Source organism: Acinetobacter sp., from assembly GCF_050285345.1.
Classification (GTDB): Bacteria; Pseudomonadota; Gammaproteobacteria; order Pseudomonadales; family Moraxellaceae; genus Acinetobacter.
The window spans coordinates 1-21,978 of record NZ_JBLZXR010000147.1; the positions used below are offsets into that span (position 1 = coordinate 1).

At 42.4% G+C, this 21,978-nt stretch carries 19 protein-coding genes; 14 read left to right on the forward strand and 5 right to left on the reverse strand.

What is annotated here, in order from left to right; all coding sequences use genetic code 11:
* Both ffh and ACN6OV_RS12700 read left to right on the forward strand, forming a co-directional pair.
* A partial coding sequence (gene ffh / locus ACN6OV_RS12695; protein WP_427953473.1) for a signal recognition particle protein occupies positions 1-1,263 on the forward strand: 1,263 nt, incomplete at its 5' end.
* 284 nt (positions 1,264-1,547) lie between these two features.
* The gene (locus tag ACN6OV_RS12700) at positions 1,548-2,141 is read left to right on the forward strand and encodes an RBBP9/YdeN family alpha/beta hydrolase (protein WP_427953475.1); all 594 of its coding nucleotides are present in this window, start codon (positions 1,548-1,550) and stop codon (positions 2,139-2,141) included.
* A 68-nt stretch (positions 2,142-2,209) separates the two neighbouring features.
* On the opposite strand, the gene ACN6OV_RS12705 is transcribed toward ACN6OV_RS12700, so the two are convergent.
* From ACN6OV_RS12705 to ACN6OV_RS12715, 3 genes are all read right to left on the reverse strand, one after another.
* The gene (locus tag ACN6OV_RS12705) at positions 2,210-2,887 is read right to left on the reverse strand and encodes a hypothetical protein (RefSeq protein ID WP_427953477.1); all 678 of its coding nucleotides are present in this window, start codon (positions 2,885-2,887) and stop codon (positions 2,210-2,212) included.
* 225 nt (positions 2,888-3,112) lie between these two features.
* Positions 3,113-3,850 carry a type III pantothenate kinase gene (locus ACN6OV_RS12710; RefSeq protein WP_427953479.1) on the reverse strand — a complete coding sequence of 246 codons (738 nt, stop codon included), beginning with the start codon at positions 3,848-3,850 and terminating at the stop codon, positions 3,113-3,115.
* Positions 3,851-3,873: 23 nt separating this feature from the next.
* Positions 3,874-4,629, reverse strand: a complete 756-nt coding sequence (locus ACN6OV_RS12715) for a biotin--[acetyl-CoA-carboxylase] ligase (RefSeq protein WP_427953481.1) — start codon at positions 4,627-4,629, stop codon at positions 3,874-3,876.
* 29 nt (positions 4,630-4,658) lie between these two features.
* Here ACN6OV_RS12715 and ACN6OV_RS12720 point away from each other — a divergent pair, with 29 nt between their 5' ends.
* The 5 genes from ACN6OV_RS12720 to ligA all read left to right on the forward strand — a co-directional run bounded on the left by ACN6OV_RS12720 (position 4,659) and on the right by ligA (position 12,921).
* Positions 4,659-5,471 carry a sulfite exporter TauE/SafE family protein gene (locus tag ACN6OV_RS12720; RefSeq protein ID WP_427953483.1) on the forward strand — a complete coding sequence of 271 codons (813 nt, stop codon included), beginning with the start codon at positions 4,659-4,661 and terminating at the stop codon, positions 5,469-5,471.
* 146 nt (positions 5,472-5,617) lie between these two features.
* The gene (locus ACN6OV_RS12725) at positions 5,618-6,313 is read left to right on the forward strand and encodes a GntR family transcriptional regulator (protein ID WP_427953485.1); all 696 of its coding nucleotides are present in this window, start codon (positions 5,618-5,620) and stop codon (positions 6,311-6,313) included.
* Positions 6,314-6,323: 10 nt separating this feature from the next.
* Entirely contained in the window at positions 6,324-9,776 is a 3,453-nt protein-coding gene (gene smc, locus ACN6OV_RS12730; protein WP_427953487.1) for a chromosome segregation protein SMC, read from the forward strand.
* A 1-nt stretch (position 9,777) separates the two neighbouring features.
* Positions 9,778-10,794 carry a cell division protein ZipA C-terminal FtsZ-binding domain-containing protein gene (locus tag ACN6OV_RS12735; protein ID WP_427953488.1) on the forward strand — a complete coding sequence of 339 codons (1,017 nt, stop codon included), beginning with the start codon at positions 9,778-9,780 and terminating at the stop codon, positions 10,792-10,794.
* Between the two features lie 96 nt (positions 10,795-10,890).
* Positions 10,891-12,921: an NAD-dependent DNA ligase LigA gene (gene ligA / locus ACN6OV_RS12740; RefSeq protein ID WP_427953490.1), complete on the forward strand. Its 2,031-nt coding sequence runs from the start codon at positions 10,891-10,893 to the stop codon at positions 12,919-12,921.
* Positions 12,922-13,000: 79 nt separating this feature from the next.
* Here the strand turns inward: ligA and ACN6OV_RS12745 are convergent, their stop codons facing one another.
* A complete protein-coding gene (locus ACN6OV_RS12745) occupies positions 13,001-14,068 on the reverse strand; it encodes an SDR family oxidoreductase (RefSeq protein ID WP_427953492.1) in 1,068 nt (355 codons plus the stop codon).
* A 309-nt stretch (positions 14,069-14,377) separates the two neighbouring features.
* Between ACN6OV_RS12745 and rlmF the strand changes: the two genes are divergently transcribed.
* Both rlmF and ftn read left to right on the forward strand, forming a co-directional pair.
* Positions 14,378-15,352 (forward strand): 23S rRNA (adenine(1618)-N(6))-methyltransferase RlmF, encoded by a 975-nt coding sequence (gene rlmF, locus ACN6OV_RS12750; RefSeq protein WP_427953494.1) that lies wholly within the window; start codon positions 14,378-14,380, stop codon positions 15,350-15,352.
* Positions 15,353-15,724: 372 nt separating this feature from the next.
* Complete coding sequence (ftn, locus tag ACN6OV_RS12755) at positions 15,725-16,189, forward strand: heteropolymeric bacterioferritin subunit Ftn (RefSeq protein ID WP_427953496.1); 465 nt, start codon at positions 15,725-15,727, stop codon at positions 16,187-16,189.
* A gap of 125 nt (positions 16,190-16,314) precedes the next feature.
* Here the strand turns inward: ftn and ACN6OV_RS12760 are convergent, their stop codons facing one another.
* On the reverse strand, positions 16,315-16,884 hold the full coding sequence (locus ACN6OV_RS12760; RefSeq protein ID WP_427953498.1) for a peroxiredoxin: 570 nt from the start codon (positions 16,882-16,884) through the stop codon (positions 16,315-16,317).
* A 260-nt stretch (positions 16,885-17,144) separates the two neighbouring features.
* Here ACN6OV_RS12760 and ACN6OV_RS12765 point away from each other — a divergent pair, with 260 nt between their 5' ends.
* The 5 genes from ACN6OV_RS12765 to bioD all read left to right on the forward strand — a co-directional run bounded on the left by ACN6OV_RS12765 (position 17,145) and on the right by bioD (position 21,838).
* Complete coding sequence (locus ACN6OV_RS12765) at positions 17,145-17,876, forward strand: thioesterase domain-containing protein (protein ID WP_427953500.1); 732 nt, start codon at positions 17,145-17,147, stop codon at positions 17,874-17,876.
* A gap of 87 nt (positions 17,877-17,963) precedes the next feature.
* Positions 17,964-19,256, forward strand: a complete 1,293-nt coding sequence (bioA, locus tag ACN6OV_RS12770) for an adenosylmethionine--8-amino-7-oxononanoate transaminase (RefSeq protein ID WP_427953502.1) — start codon at positions 17,964-17,966, stop codon at positions 19,254-19,256.
* The gene (locus tag ACN6OV_RS12775) at positions 19,253-20,437 is read left to right on the forward strand and encodes an 8-amino-7-oxononanoate synthase (protein ID WP_427953504.1); all 1,185 of its coding nucleotides are present in this window, start codon (positions 19,253-19,255) and stop codon (positions 20,435-20,437) included. Before bioA ends, ACN6OV_RS12775 begins: the two co-directional genes overlap by 4 nt.
* Positions 20,427-21,200 carry a malonyl-ACP O-methyltransferase BioC gene (gene bioC / locus ACN6OV_RS12780; protein ID WP_427953506.1) on the forward strand — a complete coding sequence of 258 codons (774 nt, stop codon included), beginning with the start codon at positions 20,427-20,429 and terminating at the stop codon, positions 21,198-21,200. Before ACN6OV_RS12775 ends, bioC begins: the two co-directional genes overlap by 11 nt.
* Positions 21,197-21,838, forward strand: a complete 642-nt coding sequence (gene bioD / locus ACN6OV_RS12785; RefSeq protein ID WP_427953508.1) for a dethiobiotin synthase — start codon at positions 21,197-21,199, stop codon at positions 21,836-21,838. Before bioC ends, bioD begins: the two co-directional genes overlap by 4 nt.
* Positions 21,839-21,978 lie beyond the last annotated feature (140 nt).

Consider the following 21,978-nt stretch of genomic DNA (forward strand, 5'->3'; position numbering starts at 1 on the left):
ACTCGTGAATTCATCGCGAAAGTTAAGGAAGAAGCATTGGGCCAAGAAGTGATGACTCAGTTATCACCGGGGCAGGCCTTCGTCAAAATCGTTCATGACGAACTCACCAAAATGATGGGTGAGGCGAATGAAAGCCTTGACCTCGCGGCAAAACCACCTGTTGTCGTGCTCCTTGCAGGTTTACAAGGTGCGGGTAAAACCACCACGGCGGCAAAACTTGCACGTTTCTTACAAGAACGTCAAAAGAAAAAAGTCGCAATGGTGTCTGCCGACGTTTACCGTCCTGCGGCGATTAAACAGTTACAAACGGTTGCCGGTGAAGTTGGCGCGATTTTCTTAGAATCCAGTGCTGACGAAAAACCAATTACCATTGTCAATCGTGCAATCGAGCAAGCGAAAATTCAATTTGCAGATGTACTGATTGTCGATACGGCAGGTCGTCTACACGTCGATGACGAAATGATGGACGAGATTAAAGAGCTGCATGCAGCTATTAATCCGACCGAAACTTTATTCGTGGTCGATGCCATGACCGGTCAGGATGCAGCGAACACCGCCAAAGCCTTTAATGATGCATTGCCATTAACCGGTGTAATCCTCACCAAAACGGATGGTGATGCGCGCGGTGGTGCGGCACTGTCTGTACGTGCGATTACCGGCAAGCCAATCAAATTCTTGGGTATGGGTGAAAAACTCGATGCCTTAGAGCCATTCCATCCTGAACGTGTTGCACAACGTATTTTAGGTATGGGTGACGTACTTTCTTTGGTCGAAGAGCTTGAGCGTAAAGTCGACAAAGAAAAAGCCGAAAAAATGGCGAAAAAACTGCAAAAAGGTGGCAGCTTCAACTTTGAAGATATGTTGATGCAGTTTGAACAAATGAACAAGATGGGCGGCATGATGGGCTTCCTGGATAAACTTCCAGGCATGAGCAACTCAGGAATTCAAGATGCGATTGCACAAGCGAACCCTGAAAAGCAAGTGAAGAAAATGGAAGCGATTATTCAATCGATGACCATTAAAGAACGTCGTAATCCAGACTTGATGAACCCAAGCCGTAAAAAACGTATCGCAGCGGGCTGTGGTATGGATGTTGCTGAAGTGAATAAACTGATTAAGCAACATGCGCAAATGGCGAAAATGATGAAAAAATTTGCCAATCCATCTGGTATGGCGAAAATGATGAAATCATTTGGCAATATGCAAAAACAATTCGGTGGCGGCGGTATGGGTCCATTGTTTGGTAGTAAAGATCCAAAATAAGCTGTCATTATTCGATGCGGTTTAAAATAAAAAAGGCACATGATGATGTGCCTTTTTTATTGGCTAAATTTTTATTCAAAAAAAGCAAATAAGCTGCAAATTTTTCAGCATTTAAGTTCAGGTCTGATGCATGCCTTTAAGCCATTTTATATACAGATGAATTGTATAAAATTACAAAAAATCGCCAAATTGTGATTGAGTTAGCGTGCTGACAGGATTAAAAGTGAGGTGGAAAACGGCATCAGCGATGTCGAAGCATAAGCCATTAAAATAAGAACGACATTATGAATATACAAAACAGTTCTGAGATCCATAAAATTTATATTATTCATGGACATGATGCTTCACCCAATGACCATTGGTATCCTTGGCTCAGTCGTAAGTTACAGCAAGCAGGACATTATTCTCGGCGCATTGTTATGGCGAATGCGAGCCAACCAGATTTTGAGGCTTGGCAGAAATTTCTCGCTTTACAAATGCCTGATCTGGATGAAAATACCATTGTGATTGCACATAGTTTGGGCTGCTTAACGGCATTGCATTATTTGAATCAAAGATTTTTACAGACGGGTGCACGGATTAAGGCGGGTATTTTTGTCTCGGGTTTTAAAACGCGATTAACCACGCAGCCAGAGCTGACGAACTTTATTCAGTGCGCCAAGATGGATAGTGGGATTTTACAAACCCACATACCGATTTGTATTAGCTTTATTTCGTCGAATGATCCGATTGTGCCACCACCGGCTTCGATTCAATTGGGCAGTTTTATCAATGCACAAATCTATGAAGTCAAAGATGCAGGGCATTTTATGGCTGAAGATGGATTTTCAGAAATTCCAGAACTTTGGGATGTACTCAAGCCGCTATTAACAACATAAAAATATTTACCATATAAAAACGCACAACATCAAAAAGGCGCTGTTCGCGCCTTTTTGATTTGTTTAGATTAGTCGAGTTCAGTGGCTATACGCTCACGGATGTCATCGATCTCATCATCTGCCGCCGTACCATCTTCTTTCCATGCTTTGGCTGCACCGACATATTCACCATTGCTATCGACCACATATTCAGCGGCTTTTTTACCTGAGGCATACCATAAGCTGTAGACATCATTGCCATTGGCATCAAGTTTATATGAGGCACCACGTTGCCCATTTGGATAAAATTCTTCTCCTTGTATGTTAACGCCATTTTGCGACACAAAGGTCGATTCTACTTTGCCGTCTTTGCGGTACAAGGTTGCTGGCCCTTCAATATCATCACCGCTGAAACTGAATAGTTTCATTGGATCTTTGACCCATATTGCTGAAGATTGTGGGGTTTTGGTGTCTTGGTAAAAATCTTGAACCAAGAAATCACCTGCCGCATTACGACCGAGTAAAACGCGGTAGTAGCCGCCTTCCACTGGAGTCATGTAGTAAGACGAGTCAATATATGAAACGCAACCACAATATTCAGGATTATCTTGATCACTGAAATAACCTAAAATGGCTTCAGAGGTGGTGAGCTGTGATTTGATTTCAGCCGGAATTTTGGAGTTGGCTAGATTTTGTGTCGTGGTACAACCGCCGAAAAAGAACACTGAAGTGAGTAGGCTGAGACCCAATAAATTTTTAAAGTTCATAGATATGCTCGTGTCTTATATTTTAGAGTTAAAGACTTTTTAAATTATCAAGTTGCTGATGTATCAATCACCAACAGAGCGTAATTTTAGCGATTTACAGAAAAAAAGGCATGAATCGCGATACAAATTGTAAATGCTGAGATTTATTCAGCTTAAAGCCAATAAAAAAGCGTAGTCATTGTCGAATGCCACGCTTTAAATTTTTAAGCTAATGTTTTTTTTTATTTATGCCGCAACACGTGTATTGACATAACTTTGTAAGCCACGCAGCAGAAGATCGACTTCCACATCTGGCTGATATTTTTCTAAATAGCGAGCAAAAAGTGCAGCATCTCCACCGGTTAAGATCAGTTTGCTTGGGTATTTATCCAGCACTTTTTCAATGGTGCTGACCAAACTGAGCAAGATCCCGTGGTGTACAGCATCAATGGTATTTTTACCCGGTGACAATTCATCAAAACTCGCATCCGGAATTTTAATGCCTTTGGTGTTTTGAATCAGCGAGTCGCGCTGTAGATAGAGGTTGGGCAGAATATATCCACCTAAATGCTGTAAACCATCCGTCAAATCAATGGTGAGGGCAGTTCCGCAGCTAATCACACAGTATTTTTGTGTCGGGTCTTTGACCACCGCGAGCATTTGCAGCCAACGGTCGATACCAAATTTCGTGGTGTCTTCATAGGCACAGCGTAAACCCGCATATTCGGCATGGACTTTTGCAATGGTCACAGGTACGGCTAGAAATTTAAGAATCTTTTGAATTCGATCATTATTTTTTTTATCTAAAACCGAAGAAATCCCAACTTGGTCTAAATCTAAACTTTTAAAATGCTGAATTAAACCCAAAAGTAATTCAGCAGGGGATTGCAAATGCAATTCGGCGACATGTTCAATAATTTGATCATCTTCGGTAATCCAATATTTGAGCCGTGTATTGCCAACATCGAGCCATAATTTTTTCATCAGCTTGCCTTTTGAATGCTGTTTTATTGATTATCTGTTGGACGTAAGCGACCTTGGAGGTGATGTTCGATCCCTTGAGGTGTTTGAATGTTGATGGAGCCATCATTGTTAATACCGAGGAAAGAACCTTGGCTTGTCCCGTGTAGATGCTCAAGTTCAACCGCTTGTTGCATAAAAGCAGCATAGTGGTTAAAGCGAGCGGCAAGGTTATAACAATTATGATTAAACCATTTACCTGCAAGCTGTATGGCTGCATAAAGTTCAGCAATCAGTTGTAAACGGTTCGGTTCGGCCATGCCCAATTCAGACAATGATGTTGCACGCTGCTCAATCCCAGATTGAGGAATTGGATACAGGTTCATCCCGACCCCGACAATAACTTGATGGGTCGAAATCGGCTCAATGAGAATCCCGCCCCATTTGCCTTGAGAACTATACAAGTCGTTGGGCCATTTCACCTGAAGATTTAAGTCTTGGAGGCTCGGCATTTGTAAGATATTTAAGGCAATTTCCAGTGCCAGACGGCCATCTATGACTGTCTGTAAGTTGAGCAATGTGCTTAAATAGATATTACCAACGGGAGAAACCCATTGATGTTCGCGTTGTCCACGGCCATGAGTTTGCTCTTCGCTACAAACCAAAACGTACTGAATGCCTTTTTTGGCAATTTCACGGACATCATCATTGGTTGATGTCGTAATTGGTTTAAGAAGTATAACTTCAGGCGGTTGGGGTACTGCATTGAGCAGTTGCTGTAAGTGTCTAGTCTCTAAATCCATTTGAATCTGAGAGTTGTGGAATAATACTGATGGAGTTAATCATATATTTGCTCATTGGCGCAATCGCTGGTTTTGCTGCGGGGCTATTTGGTGTCGGTGGTGGCTTAATTATTGTCCCAATTTTGTACATTGTTTTTACACAGCTTCAGTATGATCCAAGCGTGATTATGCATATGGCGGTAGGAACATCTTTGGCAACCATTATTGTCACCTCATTTAGTTCGGTGTCAGCACATCATAAAAAAGGTGCGGTGATGTGGAATGTGTTCCGTAATTTAGCTCCGGGATTGATCATCGGTTCATTTCTGGGTGCGGGTATTGTGGACTATTTGTCCGGACAAGGGTTGCAATTACTGATTGGTTTGTTTGCGCTGTGGGTGGCCTTTAAAATGTTTAGAGGGGCCGCAATCCCAGTCGATCCAACGCATCATTTACCTTCAACCTCGATGCAAATGGCAGCAGGTGGGGGTATTGGTATTGCATCCGCTATTTTTGGGATTGGTGGCGGCAGTTTGACTGTCCCTTATTTAAATAAACATGGCGTGGTGATGCAAAAAGCGGTTGCGACTTCAGCAGCTTGTGGCTTACCGATTGCGATTGCTGGCGCGCTTGGTTTTATCTGGTTTGGACATCAAGCCAATGTTGCCGTGCCGAATACGCTGGGCTATATCCATATTTATGCCTTCATTGGGATTAGTGTGATGAGTTTTATCACTGCAAAATGGGGGGCGAAAGTGGCACATCAACTGTCGCCATTTATGTTAAAGCGTTGTTTTTCAGGACTCTTAACCACCGTTGGTTGCTATTTTATTTATCAAGGCATTCATGCCTTTTTTGTCTGATTGAGTAATTTTTTACGCAAAATTGGCTTTTTAGACATAAAATTGTCCGACAATGTCATGTTCAATTCACCTGAAAATCGTTTTTAATGCGCAAGGATTAATTAAAAATCTGACATTGCATCTTATAAAAACAAAACAGGAATGGTATGCAACAACATGAAGCGGACAGTTTGTCTGAACAAATTGCCAAGCACATCGGTGAACAGATTATTCGTGGTGAGCTGGTGGAAGGTGAGCGCATTCAAGAGCTCAGAATTGCTTCAGAACTCGATGTCAGTCGTGGCTCTGTGCGCGAAGCTTTGTTGATTTTAGAACGGACCCAGCTCATTGAAATTTATCCACGACGAGGTGCTTTGGTCTCGGAAATGTCTACTTTGCAAGTCCGTGCATTGTTTGATATGGCATCTTTATTATTCGGGCAGATTGTTCATCGTATGGCTGAAACTTGGCGCAGCCACGAAGCTGAGCGTATTCAGCGCTTACTTGAACAATTAGACGTTGAAACCCGCCAAGGTAATACCGAAAAGTTTTATGATTTAATCTTTCAAGGCATGGCGCGTCAGCATGAAATGGTGGGAAATAACTATTTGATGCGCTATTACCAAGAGCTATTGCCTTCGTTAAGACGCAGTTATTTTCTGACCCTGAATATCTCACGCCGCGAATTGCAAGAATCCTTTGATTTATTCAAATTGGTGACTGATGCAGTTTTGATCAGAAAATCACATCAAGCCACTTTATTTATGGAAGATTTTTGTCGACACTTACGCAACCTTGTGTTGGAATCTCTAACACGGATGAAACAAATCGAATTAGCGTGGGCAAGACGTTCACGCCGTTGATCAGGACACTATGCGTTTAAGCAGTTTAAAACTTTCCGGCTTCAAATCTTTTGCCGATAGCACAACCTTAAAATTTGAAGGCAATCGTAGCGCGGTTGTTGGGCCGAATGGCTGTGGTAAATCCAATGTGATTGATGCCATACGTTGGGTCATGGGCGAGTCGAGTGCGCGTCAGTTACGTGGCGGCACTATGCAAGACGTGATTTTTACCGGAACTGCAAAGCGTAAACCTGTCGGTATGGCGAGCGTTGAACTGCGCTTTGACAATACCTATGGCAAGTTGGGTGGTTCCTATAATGCCTATACCGAACTGGCGGTACGTCGTCAGGTCAACCGTGATGGTAAGTCTGAATATTTTCTGAATGGCACCAAATGCCGCCGCCGAGATATTACTGATATTTTCTTGGGTACAGGTTTAGGGCCACGTTCGTACGCGATTATTGAACAGGGCATGATTAACCGTTTGGTCGATGCCAAGCCGGAAGAAATGCGGGTCTATATTGAAGAAGCAGCGGGCGTTTCGCGTTATCAGGCACGTCGTCGTGAAACACTGCAACATTTGGAACACACCACACAAAATTTAGAGCGTTTGGAAGATATTGCAGCGGAATTGAAGTTGCAGTTGAAAACCCTGAAACGTCAGTCCGAAACTGCGGTGCAGTATAAAGAACTCGAAACTCAGATTCGCACCATCAAAATTGAAGTGCTGTCTTTTCAGTGTGAACAAAGCACGCGCTTACAACAAGAATATACGACACACATGACCGATTTGGGTGAGACCTTTAAACTGGTCCGCTCAGAACTGAATACCTTGGAACATGATTTATCTTCAACCAGTGCTTTATTTCAACGCTTGATTCAGCAGTCCACCCCGCTACAAAGTGAATGGCAACATGCCGAGAAAAAACTCGCTGAACTGAAAATGACCTTGGAGCAAAAGCAGGGTTTATTTGCGCAGAATTCAGCAAGTTTAGTGGAATTAGAGAAACAAAAAGCCCAAACCAAAGAACGTCTACAACTACTTGAACTACAACTTGAAACTTTGCAAGAACAGCAAGAGGGTTTTACTGAACAATTGCAGCTCCAGGAACGTTCAGGACAAGATCAAGCGCAGCAACTTGTGGATCTAAAAGCACAACAACAGCAAGCAGTGCAACAGTTTGAGCAAGTACGTGGACAGGTCGAAAAGCAGCAACAGCAAAAACTGCAAATGCTGGCGCAAAGTGAACAGTTTACCAAGAACATTAGCCGGATTGAACAGCAACGAGAAACCTTGCAGCAGCAACGCGGTCAGATTCAGCATCAGGCGCAGCAAGATGAGTTGGAGCAGTATCAGCAAGATAAGCAACAGCTCGAACAGCAAATTGCGCAACAAGAGCAGGTGGTTGCAGAAACACAGACACAGCTTGCAGCTGTGCAAGAACAGCAGGCACAGCACAAACAGACCGTGATGCAGTTAAAGTCAGAAATTCAAGTCTTGTTGTCTGAACAGAAAAACCTGAATCAATTGCTGATTAAATCCAGTCCAAAACAGCAGACGCAACGTCAGCGTTTAATGCAGAGTTTGCAATTGACCGCACAAGGTAAAGCTCATGCACAGTTGGTGGAAAAATTCCTCGCTAAATGGCTGAATGCGCAGGTGTTGGAACAGGGTGAAGATTTCCAAGACCGTATGGCGCGCCAATTAAAAGCTCAAAGTGCAACAATGTTCAGCCAAATTGCTGGGTTGGATGCTTTAGCTACATGGATTGAAGCACCACAATATTCGATTTGGCAACAGGTTGCAGTGGCTGAGACTTTGTCAATTGCATTGGAGCATCAAGCGCAGCTACAAAATGGCCAAACGATTTTAACCCTCGATGGTTACCATGTCGGTGTGGATTGGGTCATTGGTCTGGACTATGACGAAGACAGTCAAGCTGGACAAGGGGCTCTCAGCCACCGGATTCGTTTGGACGAATTAACGCAGTTATTATCGGCACAGCAACCGCAGTTGGAACATGCCGAAGCGGCATTACCTGAATTAAACACCACGGTGCAAGCTGTACAGCAACAGTTACAACAGCAGCAGATGCAGTTGAAAACTGAGCAAAAAAAGCTTCAAAATTTAGATGTTACAATTGCCAAGGTTCAAAGTTCTAATCAAGCCTTTGCACTACAGAAGCAACAGTTACAAGATCAACTGACTCAACTGGAAGCGCAGCTTGAAGAAGATGCGATGCAAAAAGATGATCTAGAAATTGATCTGCATGCCTTGACCATGAAACTTGAGCAGGCTTTGCCGAATTACAAAACATTGCAATTCCAAGTGGAAGAGCTCAGTGAGGCTTTGGAAACCGCCCAGCAAATTGCGCTACACAGTCAGCAAGAGCTGGAAATTGTGCGTCGCCAATCGGTGCAAACCAAGCAGCAGATCGAACTCTTAGGAAAAGATGCAGCATTTCTAAAAGCCCAGTCTCAGCAAATTGTCGGCCAAATGGAACAGGCGAAAAAATTTGTCGATCCTGTGCAGTTAGAGCTTCCAGCACTCGAAACACAATATTCAGAGCAAGCGCTGATTACCGAGAAACTGCAAAAAACTTGGAATGATTGGCAGTTGGAATTGAACAATGTTCAAAGCAAGCAGCAGACCTTGACTGAGCAGCGTCATTCGCATCAGCAACAAGATGAAAAACTCCGGACTCAACTGGAAGAAAAACGCTTGGCCTGGCAGTCGGCACAGTCAGATTTACAGCACTATTCAGAACAGCTAAAAGAAATGAATAGTGAAATGCTGACAGGATTGAAGATTGATGTGGCGTCACATCAACACAAGCTGGAAAAAGCCCAACAGCAATTTGATAAATTAGGCGCTGTCAATTTAGCAGCGGCGGAAGAATATGCTGAAGTTTCAAAACGTTTTGATGATTTAAGCCATCAAATTGATGACTTACAAAGAACGGTTGAACAGCTGCAAGGTGCGATGAAAAGTATTGATCAGGAAACGCGCAAGCTGTTTATGACCACTTTTGACAAGGTTAATACCGAATTACAAGAGTTATTTCCGAAAGTATTTAATGGCGGTGAAGCCAGCTTAAGTCTTGAAGATGGTTGGCAATCGGGTGTAAAACTAATGGCTCGACCGCCGGGTAAGCGGAACAGTTCGTTGGCATTATTATCGGGCGGTGAAAAGGCCTTAACGGCCTTGGCTTTGGTTTTTGCGATTTTCCGCTTAAATCCAGCACCTTTCTGCGTTTTAGATGAAGTCGATGCGCCTTTAGATGATGCCAATGTAGGAAGATTTTGTAATCTTGTAAAAGAGCTTTCAGAACAAGTGCAATTTATTTACATTACACACAATAAACTGGCAATGACAATGGCAACTGACTTACTTGGTGTGACCATGCCAGAACCAGGAACTTCAAAATTAGTGACTGTAAATATTGAGCAGGCCAAAGAATACGGTTTAGCTGCGGAGGCATAACATGGAAACCACCACAATCGTCGGGATTGTAATAGCCGTTATTATCATGGTATTGGGCATTCGAATGATATTTCGAAAGCCGGCAGATGCAGCGCCATCTTTAGAATCTGAACTGCATGTCGACCCTGAGAGCCAAAAGCCAGTGATTCCTCGCCATGTCCGAAGCCAGTTAAATATAGCGGATGTGCCACGCGTAGAACCCACTTTGGCGGAGCAGCCTGCGGAAACTGAGCAAACGCTAGCCGTGGTAGAAGAAAAAATTGAAGTGCAGCCGGTTGCAGATAGTACAGAAACAGCAGAACTTAAACCGACCGAAGCTGAATTAGCTGCGTCTGAACCTGTCGTTGATCCTACAGTTGCAGCCGAAAATGTTGCTGAAACCCATGTAGAACAGGCTGAAAGTGCAGCAGCAAAAGCGGTCAATGAAGCACATGTTGAAAATACAGCTCCAGTTGCTGAAAAAGCAGCTGAATTTAGCGTAAATGCAAATATTGAAAAAGCTGAAATTAGCGACTTTGATGAAGAAAGCAGTATTTTGGATGCGCATTTGCATGAACAAAAAGTTGTCGATGAAGAAAGTGCGCTTGCAACGGCTGAAACCTATATTGCGCTGAATGTTTTCCCAGATAGCCGTGCATTATCTGGTGAAAAAGCGCTCAGAGTTTTATTGAAATATGGTTTGCGTTTTGGCGAAATGGCTTGCTTCCATCGCTATGATGAAGAGGGCAGCAAACTATTATTCTCAGTCTTACAAATCAATAATGACGGTGCAGCGGAAGGTTTTGATCTTGAAACCTTGTCGACTGAAGAAGTGAAAGGCTTGGCATTCTTCTTGGCATTGCCACACAGTGATGTACAAAATGCCTTTGATACCATGGACAGTATTTCCCGTTTAATTGCGCGTGAAATTGACGGGACGGTGTATGATCAAAATAACCAAGAGTTCACCGCGCAAATGCGTGAGCATTGGCGCCATCAAGCGATTGACTATCGCCAAGGGCAAGCGTTAGAAGCTTAAGTCTAAGATTGAAACTCGCAGAGTGGATTTCTATAATAGCGATAGAGAATGAAATTTTAGGGCGGAGCATGAACCGCCCTTTTTTATGGTGAATATATGACACAACAATCCACTGTCGTTGTACAGATGCGACAACTGATTCAACTTTTGGCCAAGCATAACCATGCCTACTATGTCATGGACACGCCAGAGATTGAGGACAGTGAATATGATCAATTATTTCACCAGTTAAAAGCCCTTGAAGAGCAACATCCAGACCTCGTACAAGCCGATACACCGACCAACAAAGTCGGAGGAAAAGCACTGTCAAAATTTGAATCTGTGACCCATACTGTACCAATGCTATCTTTGGGCAATGTCTTTAATCCAGAAGATTTATTTGCTTTTGCCCGTCGTGCTGAAGAACGCTTACCGAATCAAAAAATTGAATATGATGTTGAACTAAAATTTGATGGTTTGGCGATTTCGCTCTGGTATGAAAATGGGGTGTTAGTTCGTGGTGTGACGCGTGGTGATGGTGAAACAGGCGAAGATATTACCCAAAACGTCAAAACCATTCGTAACCTCCCTAAAGTATTAAGTTCAGATCTCGCTGAAATTCCACGCCTATTGGAAGTGCGTGGTGAGGTGCTGATGCCGAAATCTGGCTTTGAAAAACTTAACGCTGAAAATGAAGCCAAGGGTGAAAAGACCTTTGCCAATCCACGAAATGCTGCAGCGGGAAGTTTACGCCAGTTAGACCCTGCGATTGCCGCTTCGCGTCCTTTGGCTTTTTATGCTTATGGCATTGCACAGTGTGAACCGAATCATGGTCAAACGACTATGTCGGAAAGTTTGGAATGGCTCACACAGTTTGGCTTTGCAGTGGGTGAGCGTCATTTTATTTGTGATAACATTCAAGATGTGCAAAAAGCCTATGAGCAAATGATTATTGAACGTCCAAGCCTGAGTGTTGAAATTGATGGCATGGTAATTAAGGTCAATAGTCTGAAACAACAACAAACCTTAGGTTTTTTAAGCCGTGAACCGCGTTGGGCTACTGCCTATAAATTCCCAGCGGTTGCGGCTTTAACCACGGTTGAAAATATCGATTGGCAAGTTGGACGGACTGGGACTTTAACTCCTGTTGCACGCTTAAACCCTGTGGCGGTGGGCGGTGTAACAGTTTCCAATGTGACCTTACACAATATTGGTGAAATCCACCGTTTGGATGTGCGTATTGGCGATACGGTCAGTGTTTATCGTAGCGGTGATGTAATTCCCAAAGTGGAAAAAGTCTGGCCAGAGTTTCGTCCTGTCGATACCACCGAAGTACACTTACCTGAATGCTGTCCCGTCTGTTCATCTCCTGTAGTGATGCCTGAAGGTGAAGCCTTAGCGCGCTGTTCAGGCGGTTTATACTGCGCAGCGCAGCGTATTGAAGCGATCCGTCATTTCGTTTCACGTAAAGCGATGGATATTGAAGGACTGGGGGATCGTTGGGCAGAATCTTTGCTGCATTTAGATTTGCTGAAAAATGTCGCAGATATTTATAGTTTACATGAGCATCGGGAACAGCTCCTGAGCATTGAAAAAATGGGCGAGAAGTCAGTTCAGAACTTAATTGACTCAATTGAAAATAGTAAAAAAACCACACTTGGCGCATTCATTTATGCCTTGGGTATCCGTGGTGTGGGTGAAACTACAGCACGTATGTTGGCGAACACCTTCCAAACTTTTGATGCGATTCGTCATGCTGACCTTGAAGCGTTAAAGAAAACCCCGGATGTCGGGGATATTACCGCTGAATGGATTGTTGACTTTTTCCAAGCCCCGCATAACCTTGAGGTCGTGGACCGTTTATTGGCCGCAGGTATACATTGGGATGCGCCAATTGCACCTACACGTCAACCGTTAAATGGTGAAAGTTGGGTGATTACCGGTACACTCAGTACCATGGGACGTGATGAGGCGACTCAGATTTTGCAAGCCTTGGGCGCGCGCGTCAGTGGTAGCGTGTCGGGCAAAACCAAATGTGTGGTGGCCGGTGAAAAAGCAGGTTCTAAACTTGAAAAAGCGGAAAAGCTGGGTGTACAAGTTATGACGGAAGAAGAGTTTTTGGTTTTTGTGCAACAATATAACAGCTAAAGCTGAGCATTAAGTTGATGCTGAAATGGGGCATATCAATGCCCCATTTTTTTTCGACAAATAATTTTTGCGATTTGGCTTAAGGAATATATTTTTTGACTACACCATCATCTAACAGTTGTTGGAAATGCTCAACCACACTGTTTTCAATATCTCGATATTCAATGCCCAATTCTTTCTTGCTTTTTTCAGCATTAAAGTAAATCGGATAACCCATATTCAGTTCAACAAATTTACGTGGAAAACCGGCCAATGGTCCAAAGGCTTTAAAGGCAATTTTCGGTAAAGTGTTGCGTGGGAACGGGAACTTATTGCCAAAGTGTTGACGTAGCAGCGTACCCATTTCAAATAAACTTAGCGTGCCACCACTAATAATATAGCGGCCTGAAGCTTCAGGATTTAATGCGGCTTGCACGTGAGCATCTGCCACATCACGCACATCAACAATCCCATTCCACATTGGCGGTACACCAGCCAAAGTCATGCCATTGGCAAACTGTTGCAGAACTTCAACACTGCCTGACTTAGTCATTGCAGTTAAAGACGGCCCCATCACCAAGGCAGGGTTGACACAGACCAAGTCCCAACGATCTTGCTGCTCAGCCATTTCCCACGCTTTGCGTTCTGCAATCACTTTAGAAAATGGATAAGGCTGATGTGTTTCTGAACTGCTGGTATTCCAATGCGACTCATCAAACTGATTATTTGTGGTTTGCAGGATATCAATTGCATCGCCATAAGTTGCAGCGATACTTGACGTCACAACTACACGTTTTACTGACTCAGTTTTATTGACACTGTTGAGCACATTTTCAGTGCCTAAAATGGCCGGTTCAATAATGTCTTTAATCGCATCTTTATAGTTGGTCACCACAAAAGGTGACGCCATATGAATGACAATTTCACAACCTTGCATCGCGGCATCAAAAGCACCTGCATCGAGTAAGTTGGCTTGAAAGAGTTTCAATGTCCCTGTGCTATGTTCAGCAATTTTTTCTAAATGGGCGAAACCGGATTTTTTATTTAAATCACGAACAGTGGCATGCACCGTATGTCCGAGTTCGAGTAAGTTTTTAATAACCCAACTGGCAATATAGCCTGTCGCGCCCGTGACGAGTATCTGTGTTGCTGTTGTCTTGGTATTCATATTCTTCAACTTTAATTGACGCATTTTTTTATCATATTGAGAATATCTAGTTTTGTCTTTGATTTATTAAAAAATAGATTTTTTGCCACTTTAAATGTGCTCTAAATTCAGCAGAAATCTTATGTGAATGTTGCAAAATGGATTTTTTATTGAATTCAAAAACACTAAGTTGGGATGAATGTGGGATAGACGAATATAAGGATTGGGACGCCATTGAGCGTTAAATTCAAGTACAATCTTAATTAATTTGCAGGTATTGATCCTGCCTTATCAGATAACTCTGTTCTCCCGTTGATTATTGGCAAACACATGGCGCAAGCAAAGAAATCTTTTCCGCAACAAAAATCGGAATTACATGCACGAAATCTACATCGCAGTCGTTACGATTTTCCTCAGTTAATAAAGAACTGTCCGGAACTTGCACCTTTTGTCAGCCCGAATAAATATAACGATTTATCGGTAGACTTTTCTGATCCACTTGCTGTGAAAATGCTCAATAAAGCATTGCTCAAGCATTTTTATGGCATTCAATATTGGGATATTCCTCAAAATTTTCTCTGCCCGCCTATTCCGGGCAGAGCGGACTATATCCATTATTTAGCTGACTTGTTGAGTGCCAGCAATAAAGCTCAGATTCCAACGGGACACGCCGTTCAAGTGTTAGATATTGGGGTTGGCGCAAACTGTATTTATCCGATCATTGGTCATCGGAGCTATGGTTGGAAATTTGTCGGCTCAGACATTCATTCTGCATCCGTTAAAAGTGCTCAATTTATCGTAGAGGCAAATCCGAATCTGCGTAAAGGGATTCAGATTCGATTGCAGAAGACAGCGAGCAATATTTTCAACGGTGTGATTAAACCCACAGATCGTTTTGATTTGACGATGTGTAATCCGCCATTTCATGCCTCGCAAGATGAAGCGAACGCGACAGCAACTCAAAAATTAAGAAAACTCGGCAAACCTGTTGATCGGACCAAGGTGGTATTAAACTTTGGCGGTCAAAAAAATGAACTCTGGTGTGCTGGTGGCGAAGAACGATTTGTCTGCCAAATGGTACAAGAGAGCATCCAGTTTGCTGAGCAATGCCTTTGGTTTAGTACGCTGGTTTCCAAGAAAACAACATTGCCTGTGCTCTTAAATGCTTTACGTAAGAGCGGAGCAGTGGATGTGAAAACCATTAAAATGACGCAGGGACAAAAAGAAAGCCGTTTTGTTGCTTGGACTTTTCTAGATTTAACGCAACAGCAAGCGTGGAAGAATGCGCGTTGGACTTCAGCTTAAGCCGGTCTTCTTTGGAAATGTTAGCCTTGTCTTTGACTGCAGTACATGAAGCATCAGTACAGCTCCCTGTATATAAGTGCAGCAACTCAAGTATGGTGTGTTGAATCAATCAGGCGATATTTGTGCTAAACAAGACGCATTGTTAATTGTTACAAAAAAACAGCATTCAGCGATTTTTGATTATTTCGTGTTCTAAGCGCTTTGAATATTCTGCAAAGGCTTATTTTATATGTGGAAATTGCGCAGAATTGAACTGCAAATGCGTATGCTTATCATTTAATTTTTATATAAATCATAAACTTACAAAAATTATATTTTGCATTCACCTGAGAATTTGTCCATAATATTTGAAAAGGAAATGGAGTAAGTAAAATGCGTGGCAATCCAGAAGTCGTAGACTACTTAAATATGTTGATCGGTGGCGAACTGGCTGCTCGTGATCAATACTTAATTCATTCACGTATGTACGAAGATTGGGGTTTAAGCAAAATCTTCGAACGTATCGATCATGAAATGCAAGAAGAAGCCCAGCATGCGGATGCGCTTATTCGCCGTGTTTTGTTCCTTGAAGGCATACCAAATATGAACCGTGATGATATTGTCACTGGTGAAGATGTGGTGACCTGCTTAAAGGCCGATTTGGCTTTGGAATATCATGTTCGTGAAAAATTGGCTCAAGGCGTGAAGCTGTGTGAAGAAAAAGGCGATTATGTCACTCGTGATATGCTACGCCAGCAAATGTCAGATACAGAAGAAGATCATACCTATTGGTTAGAAAAACAATTACGTTTAATCGAATTGATTGGTCTGCAAAATTATATTCAATCTCAAATGTAAGATTGGCCTGCGCCCCCTGATCTATTTGAGTCAAGGTGCGATATGGTACTGAATCAAAAAGCCTTTGGAGCAAAATCCAAAGGCTTTTTTCATGTGTTTCATTTAACCAAAATTTTAAGATACATTTATTTTTTTAGGTGCTGAATATCTGCCAAGACTTGTCCTGCATGGCTTTGAGTATCAACACTGGTGTAGTGATAAACAATGATCCCTTGTGGATCAATTAGAAACGTTTCCCGTTTGGCAATTTTTAAAATACCTAAATTACGCACAATCCCCAATTGGTTTGCCAGTTGGTGATTGTTATCGGCCAAAATTGGAAACGGTAAATCTAATTTTTTAGAAAAGGTCTGGTGTGATGCAACATCGTCCAAACTTGCACCGAGAACCACGGCATTATTTTTTAAAAATTGAGGATACAGGGCTTTGAATTGGTTGGCTTCCTGCGTGCAGCCGGGGGAGTTGTCTTTGGGATAAAAGTATAAAACTAGCCATTTACCTTGATATTGTTTTAAGTCATGCCATGTATTGTTTTGATCTTTTAGTTTAAACGCGGGGGCAGCTTTGCCCACCCATTGTTTTTGATCGTTTTTTGAAGCGCTAAAAATTGAATTTTCAGCATGTGCTGGTAAGCTGAAAACTCCAAGGCTAGCAATGGAGATTAGGCTCATTTGGATAAAGGTAGATATTTTCATGCGGGTACTTTTTATGGGGAGCTAGATTGATCTTAGCAAATTTGTAAAAATTGAATGTGGCAAATCGTTGCAATCGAATGTATTGAATTGAAGACAATGCTCGATCATGATTTGAATGACATTTCATTTTTTGATTAAAACTGGTTGACATCTATGGCACTTATTATGATCGTAGATGTCAACCAGTTTTGAAATGTCACTGCTTAACTGAATTTGACGTTCTATACTATTTGTAATCAATCATTATTTTAGAGTTTGCATTGAATCAACGTATTTTACTTATCACCGGTTGGGGCGGCGGGACTCAACTGTTACAACCCTTACAACAGGCTTTGACACAGCAAGGGCATCATGTTGAGCTGATTAATATTTTTAATGCACTAGATTCACATGTGTTGCAACAGCATGTGGAAATGGCGCGAAATTTTGATGTAATTATGGGCTGGTCTCTGGGCGGGCAGCTTGCCATGATATTGGCCGATCAAATTCAGCAGCAGAAGCAGCAAAGTAAAATTTTAATCACCTTAGGTTCGAATCCCAGTTTTGTTGCCAATGAAACTTGGTCTAGCGCAATGGATCAGACAAGTTTTCAACACTTCAAACAGTCATTTACGCAAGATGCAATTTCGACCCTGAAAAAGTTTGGTTACATGGTCTGTCAGGGTACAGCAACCACCAAACAAGATTTCTTAACTTTACAAAGTTTAATCCAAGCACAGAATTTAGAGGTGCTGCGAGCAGGTTTGGATTGTTTAGAAAAGTTAAATAATGTCGAAATTTTAAAACAGTATCAAAGTCATCAGTTGCATATCTTTGCAAAGCAAGATTATTTAGTTAGTTACAAAGTTGAACGATTCTTGCGGAATTTAGACGTGAAGTTTTTAGAAACAGATTTAGTTTCTGGCTCTCATGGCTTCCCATTATTTGACGCAGAGCAAATAAGTTGCAAAATCTGCCAATATTTAAAGAAAATAGAACAAATAACGAATTAGCTGGGCTTTATCGCAATTTATTTTTGCTTTCAGCAGGTTTAACATCATAAAGCAATGATGTGAACAGTCTTTTACATGGAGTTTGGGATGACAGAATTAACCGATCTACAATTTGATCAGCAGCACCTTTGGCATCCTTATACCTCCATGACCGAGCCGCTACCAACGTTCAAAGTGAAAAAAGCCTACGGTGCGATCATTGAGCTTGAAGATGGTCATCAGCTGATTGATGGCATGTCATCGTGGTGGTGCGCAATCCATGGTTATAACCATCCTGAGCTCAATCAAGCAGTCGCTGATCAGCTACAGAAGATGTCACATATCATGTTTGGTGGATTCACCCATGATCCCGCCATTCAACTTGGAAAATTACTTTTACAGATTACCCCGCCTAGCTTAGATAAAATTTTTTATGCAGATTCAGGTTCTGTTGCGGTTGAAGTGGCGTTAAAAATGGCAGTGCAGTACTGGGCTGCGCGTGGTCAAAACAACAAAACCAATTTTGTCACTCCGCGTTCGGGCTATCACGGGGATACATGGAATGCGATGTCGGTCTGCGACCCTGTGACAGGCATGCATCAAATTTTTGGTTCAAGTTTGCCTCATCGGATGTTCGTTCCTGCACCACAAACTGCCTTTGGTGAGGAATGGAATCCAGACGATCTTGTCGAACTGGAACAGACCTTGGCAACACATCACCACACTATTGCAGCACTGATTCTTGAGCCAATTGTGCAAGGTGCGGGCGGCATGCGTTTTTACCATCTTGAATATTTACGCCAAGCCAAATTGCTGTGTGAAAAATATAAAGTGCTGTTGATTTTTGATGAAATCGCGACGGGATTTGGTCGAACTGGTAAATTGTTCGCTTGGGAATGGGCAGAGGTTGAACCGGATATTATGTGTATCGGCAAAGGTTTGACTGGGGGCTATATGACCCTTTCAGCGACTTTAACCACGACTCAGATTGCGGAAACCATCAGTCAGGGGGAGGCAGGTGTATTCATGCATGGCCCGACCTTTATGGCAAATCCCTTGGCTTGTGCAGTTGCCCTAAAAAGTACGCAGCTTTTGCTGTCGCAGGATTGGCAGGCAAATATTCAGCGCATTGAACGCCAACTTCAAACTGCTTTAGCACCTTTAAGTGCTTTAACCCATGTTCAGGATGTACGAATTTTAGGTGCAATTGGCGTGGTGGAGTTAAAGTTGAATGTCGATATGAAAAGCTTACAGCAGGAATTTGTTCGCCGTGGTATTTGGGTTCGTCCGTTTGGAAAGTTAGTTTACGTTATGCCGCCTTATGTGATTTCCGAACCAGAACTCAAAACATTGTTAGGGCAATTGGTGGAAGTGGTGGAAAACATGGAGCAAGCGGCATGAGCACACATTTGCTTGATCATTTTTCGACTCAGCTCGATCAATTAAAACAACAAGGCAATCTACGTCAATTTACTGCCAATCTTCAGCAAGATCGCTACATCACCATCAATCAGCAGCGCATGTTGAATTTAGCTTCGAACGATTATTTGGGTTTGGCCGCAGATGTTCAGCTTCGTGAACAATTTTTTGATGAAACGCCGAATGCGCAGCGTTGGATGAGTTCATCGTCATCACGTTTATTGACGGGGAATTTCCCTGAATATGAACAGCTCGAAGCCAGTTTAAGCCACGCTTTTCATGGTCGGGCGGCACTCTTGTTTAACAGTGGCTATCACATGAATATCGGGATTTTGCCTGCACTGGCTGACAGTAAAACTCTGATTTTGGCGGATAAACTGGTACATGCCAGTATGATTGATGGTATTCGATTATCCACAGCCAAATATGTGCGTTATCGCCATAATGATTTGATTCATCTGACCCAACTTTTGGAAAAATATCATGAGGATGCAGCGATTGAGCGGATCATCGTGGTGACTGAATCGATTTTTAGTATGGATGGTGATGAAACGGATTTGGCTGCTTTGGTGCGGATTAAAAAGCAATTTGCCAAAGTCATGTTATATGTCGATGAAGCACATGCGATCGGTGTGCGTGGAGAGCGGGGGTTAGGCTGTGCAGAGCAGTATGCTGTAATCGATGAGATTGATCTGTTGGTTGGTACTTTTGGTAAGGCGATGGCCTCTATTGGTGGCTATCTGATTTGCCATTCGGTTATTCGTGATTACTTGATTAATACCATGCGACCACTCATTTTTAGTACGGCGCAGCCACCGATTTGTATGGCTTGGACCGGCTTTATTTTAAAAAAAGTGCTCAGTATGCACACAGAGCGTCAGCATTTAGCGCAGATTAGCCAGCAGTTACAACACCGCGTTCAAAGCTTGGGTTTTGATTGTCCTTCGAGTTCACATATTGTTCCTGTGATTATTGGTGATTCTGCACAGACGGTTGAACAAGCCAAAGCATTGCAACAAGCGGGGTTCTATATCATGCCAGTACGTCCACCAACGGTGCCGCAGCATAGCTCGCGTTTACGTATTTCCCTGACCTCAAAAGTTGATTTTGATGATCTGAAACAATTGGAAAATCATCTCATGAGGCTGAAACATGCTGGATAAAATCAAAGTCAAACAACGCTTTGCCAAAGCCACAGCAACCTATGAAGAGCAGGCATTGGTACAGAAATACATTTGTGTTGAACTGGCGGAATTAATGGGTCAATTCATTGCGCAGAAACAATGGCATGCAGTATTAGAAATTGGCTGTGGAACGGGTTTATTGACTCGAGAAGTTTTGAAATCACATCAGATCGACAGTTTATATTTAAACGACCTCTACAACGATGTTGCGGATTTAGACCAGACTATCGATTTTGGATATACACAAATTCAGCCTTTGATTGGTGATATTGAGCAACTGGAACTTCCACAAAATTTAGATTTGGTGATGTCGAGTTCAGCTTTTCAGTGGATGATTGATTTTCCAGCCTTATTAAAAAAAATGAATTTGGCGCTTAAACCACAGGGTTATTTGGTCTTTAGTAGTTTTGCACCAGATAATCTTAAAGAAATTAAACAACTTACCGGATGTGGTTTGGACTATCTTGAACCTCATCGCATGCAACAGATGTTAATGGATGCTGGCTTTGAAATTATCATGATGAAAAATGAATTACATCTCATGTATTTTGAACATCCGCGTGCAGTGTTGCAGCATTTAAAAGAAACTGGGGTGACGGCAACGGGGCAGTACCGCTGGACGAAGACAAGTTTGCAGCAGTTTTATCAAGACTATGAACAGTTCGTGCCGAATCTTACCTCAGATAAATCACGCTTTCCTTTAACTTATAGCCCGATTCAATGCATTGTGAGAAAGAAATAATGGCTCAAATTTACTTTGTCAGCGGTATTGATACCGGCATTGGCAAGACTTATACCACAGGGTATTTGGCCAAAATATGGAATGAGCAGGGTCAAAAAACCATTACCCAAAAATTGGTTCAAACCGGCAATGTTGATATTTCAGAAGATATAGAACAGCACCGTGAAATTATGGGGATGGGTTGGTTGCCTGAAGATAAAACCAAACTGACCATGCCTGAAATTTTTAGCTATCCGGCATCACCGCATTTGGCGACGAAAATTGATGGTCGTGAGATTAATTTTCAAAAAATTGAACATGCAACCCAGCAACTGGCCGAAAAATATGAGGTGGTTTTGCTCGAAGGTGCGGGCGGTCTGATGGTGCCGTTGACTACGGATTTACTCACCATTGATTATGTCGAAAAGAACAATCTGCCAGTTATTTTAGTCACCTCAGGGCGTTTAGGCAGCATTAATCATACGATTTTAAGCTTGGAAGCGCTAAAACATCGAGGTTTGGACTTGTATGCGGTGGCTTATAATTTAAATGATGAATCACAAGATGCCTTGATTTCAAAAGATACCGCAACATATTTAAAAAACTATCTCCGTCAGCATTTTCCAGAAGCACAGTGGTGGGATATTCCTGTGATTTAAAATGCGATTCTGCAAGCTCTCAAACAGTTCATCGAAGTTGCATGCATAAAAAACCGCTCATCAGAGTAATGCCAGTCAGTTAAGAAATTGCCTGGCATTTTCTTGGATATTTCTGTGGTTTTCCCTTCACAACCCGAGGG

Bases quoted from the DNA above. Each gene is read 5' to 3' on its own strand.
- ACN6OV_RS12700 (WP_427953475.1), top strand. From the start codon at position 1,548: ATGAATATACAAAACAGTTCTGAGATCCATAAAATTTATATTATTCAT.
- ACN6OV_RS12760 (WP_427953498.1), bottom strand. From the start codon at position 16,884: ATGAAAATATCTACCTTTATCCAAATGAGCCTAATCTCCATTGCTAGC.
- ACN6OV_RS12775 (WP_427953504.1), top strand. From the start codon at position 19,253: ATGAGCACACATTTGCTTGATCATTTTTCGACTCAGCTCGATCAATTA.
- rlmF (WP_427953494.1), top strand. From the start codon at position 14,378: ATGGCGCAAGCAAAGAAATCTTTTCCGCAACAAAAATCGGAATTACAT.
- ACN6OV_RS12725 (WP_427953485.1), top strand. From the start codon at position 5,618: ATGCAACAACATGAAGCGGACAGTTTGTCTGAACAAATTGCCAAGCAC.
- ACN6OV_RS12705 (WP_427953477.1), bottom strand. From the start codon at position 2,887: ATGAACTTTAAAAATTTATTGGGTCTCAGCCTACTCACTTCAGTGTTC.
- ligA (WP_427953490.1), top strand. From the start codon at position 10,891: ATGACACAACAATCCACTGTCGTTGTACAGATGCGACAACTGATTCAA.
- ACN6OV_RS12745 (WP_427953492.1), bottom strand. From the start codon at position 14,068: ATGAATACCAAGACAACAGCAACACAGATACTCGTCACGGGCGCGACA.
- ftn (WP_427953496.1), top strand. From the start codon at position 15,725: ATGCGTGGCAATCCAGAAGTCGTAGACTACTTAAATATGTTGATCGGT.
- bioA (WP_427953502.1), top strand. From the start codon at position 17,964: ATGACAGAATTAACCGATCTACAATTTGATCAGCAGCACCTTTGGCAT.
- ACN6OV_RS12710 (WP_427953479.1), bottom strand. From the start codon at position 3,850: ATGAAAAAATTATGGCTCGATGTTGGCAATACACGGCTCAAATATTGG.
- ACN6OV_RS12715 (WP_427953481.1), bottom strand. From the start codon at position 4,629: ATGGATTTAGAGACTAGACACTTACAGCAACTGCTCAATGCAGTACCC.
- smc (WP_427953487.1), top strand. From the start codon at position 6,324: ATGCGTTTAAGCAGTTTAAAACTTTCCGGCTTCAAATCTTTTGCCGAT.
- bioC (WP_427953506.1), top strand. From the start codon at position 20,427: ATGCTGGATAAAATCAAAGTCAAACAACGCTTTGCCAAAGCCACAGCA.
- ACN6OV_RS12720 (WP_427953483.1), top strand. From the start codon at position 4,659: ATGGAGTTAATCATATATTTGCTCATTGGCGCAATCGCTGGTTTTGCT.
- ACN6OV_RS12735 (WP_427953488.1), top strand. From the start codon at position 9,778: ATGGAAACCACCACAATCGTCGGGATTGTAATAGCCGTTATTATCATG.